This window comes from Sphingomonas bacterium, assembly GCF_903643035.1.
Lineage (GTDB): Bacteria > Pseudomonadota > Alphaproteobacteria > Sphingomonadales > Sphingomonadaceae > Sphingomonas.
The window spans coordinates 1-7,220 of record NZ_CAHJWW010000141.1 but is presented as its reverse complement, the minus strand read 5'-3'; the positions used below and the strand labels follow the sequence as shown (position 1 = coordinate 7,220).

Here is a 7,220-nt window from a genome sequence, read left to right as displayed (position 1 = left end):
CGCCCGTGCTGCTCGCGGCGGCGGTCGCGGCGGGCATCGACATGCCGGTGACGGACGCGGTCTGCCGCCTGCTGGCGGGCGAGGAGTCCGGCGCGGTGGTGCGCGCGCTGCTCGCTCGTCCGCCCAGGAGAGAGGATGACGCGGCGGAGCGTTGATGCGCGCGGGACGGGGCGGGTGACGCCGGCGGCGATCGAGCCTAGGATCGGGAAAGCCTGCCGATCGGCGCGCGCACCAGGAGTTCCCCGATGGCCCATAACGTCAACCTACTGGAACGCGCCTTCCAGCTCGCGCGCGACGGCGACTGTCGCACGATCGCGGAGATCACGAAGGTTCTGAAGACCGAGGATTACAACGGCGTCGACGCACAGCTCCAGGGACCGAGCCTTCGCGGGCAGTTGCGCCAGCTGTGCATGGTGGCGCGCCGCACGCAGGGATGACGGGCAAGCGGGAATGCTCTCAGCCCGCGCGCCCATCCTTCTCGGCCAGCCAGGCCCGCAGTATCGCCGTCACCCGCTCCGGCGCCTCCCACGGCGCGAAATGTCCGACGCCGTCGAGCCGTTCGACCGCAAGATCGGGCACCAGCGTCTCCAGCCCGTCAAGGTTCGGTTCCGCCAGCAGCGCGGGATCGTCCATCCCCCAGATCACCAGCGTCGGCTGGATCACCGGCGGAAATGGCGCGTCCAGAAGGGCCGGGCGGGACCGGTGCTCGCCGGGTGCGGGAACGATCACCCGGCTCGCGCGGTACCAGTTGAGCATCGCCGTCATCGCGCCGGGCTGGCTCCATTCGTCCAGGTAGGCGGGCTTCTCCCCAGCCATCCGCGTCGGATCGACATGGCGCGAGAAAACCTCATCGAGGAACGCCGAGAGCCCGATCCGTTCGACGTGCGCTTCCAGCCCGCCGCGAAAGGCGCGGATATACTGGCCCGCCGCGCGCTGCTCGGGTACGTCGAACAGGGCGCGCTGGAAGAGGAAGGGATGCGGCGCGTTGACGATGGCGAGCCGCTCCACCCGGTCGGGTCGGCCAAGCGCCGCCATCCACGCGATCGCGCCGCCCCAATCATGCCCCACCAGCGTGAACCGCGCGAGGTTCAGATGGTCGGCGAGCGCCATCAAGTCGCCGACGATCCGGTCCGGCGCATAAGCGGCGATCCCCTCGGGCTTGGACGAGCGGGCATAGCCGCGCTGGTCGGGCGCGATGACGTAGTGGTCGCCGGCGAGCGCGGGGATCTGATGCCGCCACGTCCGGTGCGACTCGGGAAAACCGTGCAGCAGGATTATGGGCGGTGTTCCGGGGTCGCCCGCGATCGCGACGTCGAGCTCCACGCCGGTCGACAGCGGGATGCGGGCAAGCGGCATGGCGGATGCTCCCGTCACCGTCTGTCGGTCTGCGCCAGCAGGTCGGCGAGGTCCGCCGGATAGATGCACCCTTCCGCCGCGGCATCGTGCCCCGCCAGCTCGTCGGGGGCGAACCAGCGCCAGTGCGTCATCACTCGCCGCTCCAGCTCGGTATGACCGGCCGGGTCGACCTGCGCCGTTTCGATGTCGACGCGGAAATAGCGTTCGTCCGCGGTGACGGGCACGCCCTCGACCGTCTCGAAGTCCGCGATCCGGCGCGCCACTTCCGGCCCCGGATCAATCGCTATCCCGGTCTCCTCGCGCAGCTCGCGCCGCGCGGCCTCGCCGTAGCTCTCGCCCGCATCGAGCGCCCCGCCCGGCGTCACCCAGAACGGCGCCCGCCCCGGCACGGTGAAGCGGAACAGCAGCACGCGGCCGGCGCCGTCCACCAGCAGGATGCGCGCCGCTGGGCGGGGCGTACGCAGGACGACGGGTCCGGTCACTCCCCGTCGAGTTCCGGATAATGGCGGAAGATGCCGTTTTCGTTGAACGCCTGCCGCCGGCCGCTCGTGAGATAGGCGTGGATGCCCGGCAGCTCCGCGACCCGATCGCGTATCGCCACCAGTCCCGGATAGTCGCCCTCGATCGAGGCCATCCGGCGAGGGAACATGTAGCGCAACCCCTCGACCATCTGGAACAGCGAGGTGTCGACATGGGTCCAGCGGTCATCGATCAGCCAGTCACCGATGCCTCCACGTCGCGCCGCCTCGAAATAGCCGAGGTATCTGGGCAGGCGCTCCTCGCGGAACTGGGCCGCGGCGCGGAGCGCCTCCGGCTGCTCGTCGTACCAGGCGCCGTGGTCGACTGGGTGATGCACGTCGTGCACCTCCGCCACCATGTCCGTGATCGTCAGCTGGAGCTGACTGGTCCAGTAACGGTCCGCCGTCGCGCTCGGCTCCAGCTCGTGCCGGGCGCTAAGGTAGGCCAGGATGTTCGCGACCTGCGCGATCGCCAGGCCGTCGGACTCCAGATAGGGCGGCGCGAACGGCGCGCCCGGTGCGGGCGGCCATGTCGGCCAGCAGCGCGTCGACGTCGCGGGTCTGCGCGCAATCCTCGTACGCGATGCCCGCCGCTTCCAGCGCCAGCCGGACGAACTCGCGGCGCCCCTGGAGACCCGGCCAGTACCAGAGCCTGTATGTCACGCCCGCTCTCCCGGAGCACGCGCCCGGATCGCGAGCGCGTGGATGCGGCCGTCCAGCAACTCGGCCAGCGCCCGGTTGACGAGCCGCTGGCGCTCCACGCGCGACCGGCCCGCGAAGGCGGCGGCCTCGATCTCCACGCGGAAGTGCGACTCTCCCGACCCGTCGTCACCGCGATGGCCAGTGTGGAGCGCGCTTTCGTTCACCACCTCGAGCAGGGTCGGCGCGAGGTCGGCGACCAGCCGCTCGCGGATCGCGGCCTCGACGGGGCCGGGCGGAACGGCGGTAGCGGGATCGGGCATCGCGCCTATATCCTTAGTTTGGCGTGAGGGGGCCAGGTGGCGCGGACGACGGACAGAAAGGAAAAGCCGGTTAGCCGGTTTCACGGACGGGTAGAAGGGAGCGATCGGCCATGCGGCTATCCCGGGTGCGCGCAGGCTGGCGAGTTCCGCGCTCCGCCGCTGGAAGGCGCGCCGAGCGGCAGTGGCGGCGACCGGGGACCGCCGGCGTTCCGCTGGTTCTGCCTCGACCATGTCCGCGCGTTCAACGCGGGATATAATTTCTTCGACGGGATGACGTCGGACGAGATCTACCGCGCGCAGAGCCCGGTATCCGGGTGGGAGCGCGAATCGCGCGCCTTTTCCGCGATGGGCGGCGACCGGGCTCCTCGCTGGGGAGATTTCGCCGATCCGTTGGACGCGATCGCCACGCGCTATCGCCGCGAACCCGCCGCCGACCGGCCGGACGGCAAGCCGCTGTCGGGACAGGATCGCGCAAGTCTACAGGTGCTGGGCCTCGCCCCCGATGCGGACCGGACCGCGCTGCGACGACGGTACAGCGAACTCGTCCGCCAATACCATCCTGACCGCAACGGCGGCGACCGCGGCCACGAGGACGCGCTGCGCCGTGTCATCGACGCCTATCAGCAGCTCCGCCAAGCCCCGGCCTTCGCCTGACACCCCGGTCGCCATCGATCGCACGACGCCATCGCGCATGATCGTCGGTGGGAACGGCGTTGGAACAGGAGCGGGCTTGGCCCCAAGGCGTTGGACGGATACGAGGCCCGCATGACCGATCTTCCCAATACTCCCGACACCGCCACCACCACCATCCTCGACGCGCCCGACCGGATGGCGAACGTGCGCGAGCTGTTCGGGCTGGACATCGACATGGCCGTGCCCGCCTTCAGCGAAGCGGACGAGCGGGTGCCGGACCTCGACCCCGCCTATGTCTTCGATCCCGACACGACGCTCGCGGTGCTGGCGGGGGTCGCGCACAACCGCCGCGTGATGGTGCAGGGCTATCACGGTACCGGCAAGTCGACGCATATCGAACAGGTGGCCGCGCGGCTCAAATGGCCGTGCATCCGCATCAACCTCGACGCGCACATCAGCCGCATCGACCTTGTCGGGCGCGACGCGATCGTGCTGCGCGACGGGCATCAGGTGACGGAGTTTCGCGAGGGGCTGCTCCCCTGGGCGCTGCAGACGCCGACCGCGCTGGTGTTCGACGAATACGACGCGGGTCGCCCGGACGTGATGTTCGTGATCCAGCGCGTGCTGGAGACGGAGGGCAAGCTGACGCTTCTCGACCAGAACCGGGTGATCCGGCCGAGTCCCTGGTTCCGGCTGTTCGCCACCGCCAACACGGTGGGGCTGGGCGATACGAGCGGGCTGTACCACGGGACGCAGCAGATCAACCAGGGCCAGATGGACCGTTGGAACATCGTCGTGACGCTCAACTACCTGCCCGCCGCGGTCGAGGCGCGGATCGTGCTGGCCAAATCTGGCGAGTACGACAAGCCCGAGGGCAAGAAGACGGTCGACCAGATGGTGAAGGTCGCCGACCTTACCCGCCGCGGTTTCATCAACGGCGACATATCGACGGTGATGAGTCCGCGCACCGTCATAACCTGGGCGCAGAACACGCTGATCTTCGGCGACGCGGGGTTCGCCTTCCGGCTGTCGTTCCTGAACAAGTGCGACGAGGCGGAACGGCCGCTGGTGGCGGAATACTACCAGCGCGTGTTCGGGAAGGACCTGCCGGAGAGCGTGGTGGGGAAGGCTTGATGGCCACGATGGACTAAGCTAGTTAGTCCGCCAGAGGTGCAGCATGGCCGAAGCCGATCCGCAGACGACGTTCAACGTTCACGAGGCTAAGACGCACCTGTCGCGGCTTATCGATCGCGCGAGCGCGGGCGAGGACATCGTACTCGCCAAGGCCGGCGAGCCTAAGGTGCGGCTGGTGCCGATCATGCCGGCGGGAAAGCCGAAGCGTCAGCCCGGCCGGTTCAAGCATCTGCTCAAGGACGTACCGAGCGATATCTGGTTCGAGCCGACCTTCTCCGACGAGGAACTCGACGCCTTCGAGCGCCAAGACATCGATCCGAGCCGACGTTGAGCGCCTATCTGCTGGATACGCACGCGCTCGTCTGGTGGTGGCTTGCGGACCCGCAGCTCTCTTCCGTCGCCTCGACTGCGATATTGGACGGCAGTGTCGTGGTGAGTGCTGTGAGCATCTACGAGATTGCCAACAAGGTCAGGCTTGGCAAGCTGTCGGCGCTGGCCGGGATACTTGCCGTATACCGTGACGCACTTGCGGGCGATAGCTTCTCCTCGTTGGCGGTGACGATGGATCATGCGCACCATGCCGGAGTCCTTATGGGCTGCCATCGTGATCCCTTCGATCGGCTCATCGCGGCGCAGGCGCTGACCGAGGACATGACCGTCATCACTCGCGACCCCGAGATCGCCGCGTTCGGCTGCAAGGTGCTCTGGTAATGTCCGCCGAAACCCCCCTCGACCGGTTCAAGGCCGTGCTCGCCGGCACGGCGCGCGCGCTCGCGGCGGAGCCGGAGGTGGAGCTTGCCTTCACCGCCGACGCGCCGGTGCAGTCGGGTAAGCACCTCAAGGTGCCGATGCCCGCGCGCCAGCTGCCGCCCGCGCAGGTGGCCGAGGCGCGCGGGTTCGCGGACGGGTTCGCGCTCAGACTGCGGCATCACGATGTCGCGCTCCACGCGCGCGCCGCGCCCGGCGAGGCGGTGGCGCGATCGGTATTCGACGCGGTTGAGGGCGCGCGGGTCGAGGCGCTGGGCAGTCGCGGCTATGCGGGGATCACCGACAACCTTGCCACCGCGCTCGACGTCCGCTTGCGCTCGGACCCGATCACGCGCGCGCGCAGCCGTGACGAGGTTCCGCTGGGAACCGCGCTCGCGCTGATGGTGCGTGAGCGGCTGACCGGTGAGGCGCCTCCGGCCGCGGCGACGATGGGCGTGGCGCTGGTGCGCGACTGGGTGGAGGAAAAGGCCGGTGCCGACCTCGACGCGCTGGCGCTCGCGGTCGACGACCAGCGCGCGTTCCAGGGGCTCGCCACCCGGCTGCTGGAGGAACTGGAGCTCATCGAGGGCGAGAGGCTGCCCGACGAGGCGGACGAGGGCGGCGAGGACGAGGAAGGCGGCGAGGAGCAGGACGAGGACGAGGACGAGGGCGAGCAGGGCGAAGGCCAGGGCGCCGAGGGCGAAACCCAGGTCGAGGCGCGGGGCGAGCAGCAACAGGGCGACGAACAGGAAGGCGACGCGAGCGAGGAGGGCGAGGACAATCCCGACGACCTCGATGGCGAGCCCGGCGACGAGGGCGAAGAGGGGATGCAGCCCACGCGCCCCAATCGCCCGCCCGCCGATGTCGGCCCGCAGTTCGACTACAAGCCGTGGACGACACGGTTCGACGAGGTGGTCGCCGCCACCGACCTTGCCGAAGCCGACGAGCTGGTGCGGCTGCGCGCCTATCTCGACCAGCAGCTCGTGCATCTGCAATCGACGGTGTCGAAACTCGCCAACCGGCTCCAGCGGCGGCTGATGGCGCAGCAGAACCGCTCGTGGGACTTCGACCAGGAGGAGGGAATGCTCGACGCCGCCCGGCTGGCGCGCGTCGTCACTAGCCCCGGCCAGTCGCTGAGCTACAAGATCGAGCGCGAGACCGATTTCCGCGATACGGTCGTGACGCTGCTGATCGACAATTCGGGATCGATGCGTGGCCGGCCGATCTCGATCGCGGCGATCAGCGCGGATATCCTTGCGCGCACGCTGGAGCGGTGCGGCGTCAAGACCGAGATCCTCGGCTTCACCACCCGCGCGTGGAAAGGCGGCCAGTCTCGCGAGGCGTGGCTGGCCGCGGGTCGCCCGCCGCAGCCCGGGCGGCTGAACGACGTGCGACACATCGTCTACAAGCAGGCCGACGAGCCGTGGCGGCGCGCGCGCGCCAATCTGGGCCTGATGATGCGCGAGGGGCTGCTGAAGGAGAATATCGACGGCGAGGCGCTGCTGTGGGCGCACGGCCGGCTGATGGCCAGGCGCGAGGAGCGGCGCATCCTGATGGTGATCTCCGACGGGGCGCCGGTGGACGATTCGACGCTGTCGGTGAACTCGGGCTCGTATCTGGAGCGGCATTTGCGCCAGGTGATCGGCTGGATCGAGGGCAAGTCGCCGGTCGAGCTGGTGGCGATCGGCATCGGCCACGACGTGACGCGCTACTACGCGCGCGCGGTGACGATCATGGACGCGGAGCAGCTCGGCGGGACGATGGTCGAGCAGCTGGCGGCGCTGTTCGACGGCGAGTGAGGGTGCGGATGACGGGATCGGCGGCGACGCGAGCGGGCGCGGCGGTCGCGGCGCTGGCGCTGGCGGGCGCG

Annotated in this window: 11 protein-coding genes; 6 read left to right on the top strand and 5 right to left on the bottom strand. The window is 69.4% G+C overall.

The features are described from left to right. The first annotated feature begins 245 nt into the window (after positions 1 to 245). The gene (locus tag HUV01_RS09900; RefSeq protein ID WP_174298107.1) at positions 246 to 437 is read left to right on the top strand and encodes a hypothetical protein; all 192 of its coding nucleotides are present in this window, start codon (positions 246 to 248) and stop codon (positions 435 to 437) included. A 19-nt stretch (positions 438 to 456) separates the two neighbouring features. Here HUV01_RS09900 and HUV01_RS09895 read toward each other — a convergent pair whose 3' ends face one another. From HUV01_RS09895 to HUV01_RS09880, 5 genes are all read right to left on the bottom strand, one after another. Further along, a complete protein-coding gene (locus HUV01_RS09895) occupies positions 457 to 1,356 on the bottom strand; it encodes an alpha/beta fold hydrolase (RefSeq protein WP_174298109.1) in 900 nt (299 codons plus the stop codon). A 14-nt stretch (positions 1,357 to 1,370) separates the two neighbouring features. Beyond that, positions 1,371 to 1,838, bottom strand: coding sequence for an NUDIX hydrolase (locus tag HUV01_RS09890; RefSeq protein ID WP_174298106.1), 468 nt, complete (start codon positions 1,836 to 1,838; stop codon positions 1,371 to 1,373). Further along, the gene (locus HUV01_RS15490) at positions 1,835 to 2,233 is read right to left on the bottom strand and encodes a glutathione S-transferase C-terminal domain-containing protein (protein WP_368040022.1); all 399 of its coding nucleotides are present in this window, start codon (positions 2,231 to 2,233) and stop codon (positions 1,835 to 1,837) included. The genes HUV01_RS09890 and HUV01_RS15490 overlap by 4 nt, the downstream gene beginning before the upstream one ends. A gap of 76 nt (positions 2,234 to 2,309) precedes the next feature. Further along, positions 2,310 to 2,537 carry a hypothetical protein gene (locus HUV01_RS15485; RefSeq protein ID WP_368040021.1) on the bottom strand — a complete coding sequence of 76 codons (228 nt, stop codon included), beginning with the start codon at positions 2,535 to 2,537 and terminating at the stop codon, positions 2,310 to 2,312. Continuing rightward, positions 2,534 to 2,836 (bottom strand): BolA family protein, encoded by a 303-nt coding sequence (locus tag HUV01_RS09880; RefSeq protein WP_174298105.1) that lies wholly within the window; start codon positions 2,834 to 2,836, stop codon positions 2,534 to 2,536. The genes HUV01_RS15485 and HUV01_RS09880 overlap by 4 nt, the downstream gene beginning before the upstream one ends. 36 nt (positions 2,837 to 2,872) lie before the next feature. On the opposite strand from HUV01_RS09880, the gene HUV01_RS09875 reads away from it, so the two are divergent. From HUV01_RS09875 to cobT, 5 genes are all read left to right on the top strand, one after another. Then, positions 2,873 to 3,490: a J domain-containing protein gene (locus tag HUV01_RS09875; RefSeq protein WP_174298104.1), complete on the top strand. Its 618-nt coding sequence runs from the start codon at positions 2,873 to 2,875 to the stop codon at positions 3,488 to 3,490. Between the two features lie 111 nt (positions 3,491 to 3,601). Further along, a complete protein-coding gene (gene cobS / locus HUV01_RS09870; protein WP_174298103.1) occupies positions 3,602 to 4,603 on the top strand; it encodes a cobaltochelatase subunit CobS in 1,002 nt (333 codons plus the stop codon). Between the two features lie 43 nt (positions 4,604 to 4,646). Continuing rightward, positions 4,647 to 4,934 carry a type II toxin-antitoxin system Phd/YefM family antitoxin gene (locus HUV01_RS09865; RefSeq protein ID WP_174298102.1) on the top strand — a complete coding sequence of 96 codons (288 nt, stop codon included), beginning with the start codon at positions 4,647 to 4,649 and terminating at the stop codon, positions 4,932 to 4,934. Then, positions 4,931 to 5,314 carry a type II toxin-antitoxin system VapC family toxin gene (locus HUV01_RS09860; protein ID WP_217430973.1) on the top strand — a complete coding sequence of 128 codons (384 nt, stop codon included), beginning with the start codon at positions 4,931 to 4,933 and terminating at the stop codon, positions 5,312 to 5,314. The genes HUV01_RS09865 and HUV01_RS09860 overlap by 4 nt, the downstream gene beginning before the upstream one ends. Then, a complete protein-coding gene (cobT, locus tag HUV01_RS09855) occupies positions 5,314 to 7,149 on the top strand; it encodes a cobaltochelatase subunit CobT (protein ID WP_174298101.1) in 1,836 nt (611 codons plus the stop codon). The genes HUV01_RS09860 and cobT overlap by 1 nt, the downstream gene beginning before the upstream one ends. Positions 7,150 to 7,220 lie beyond the last annotated feature (71 nt).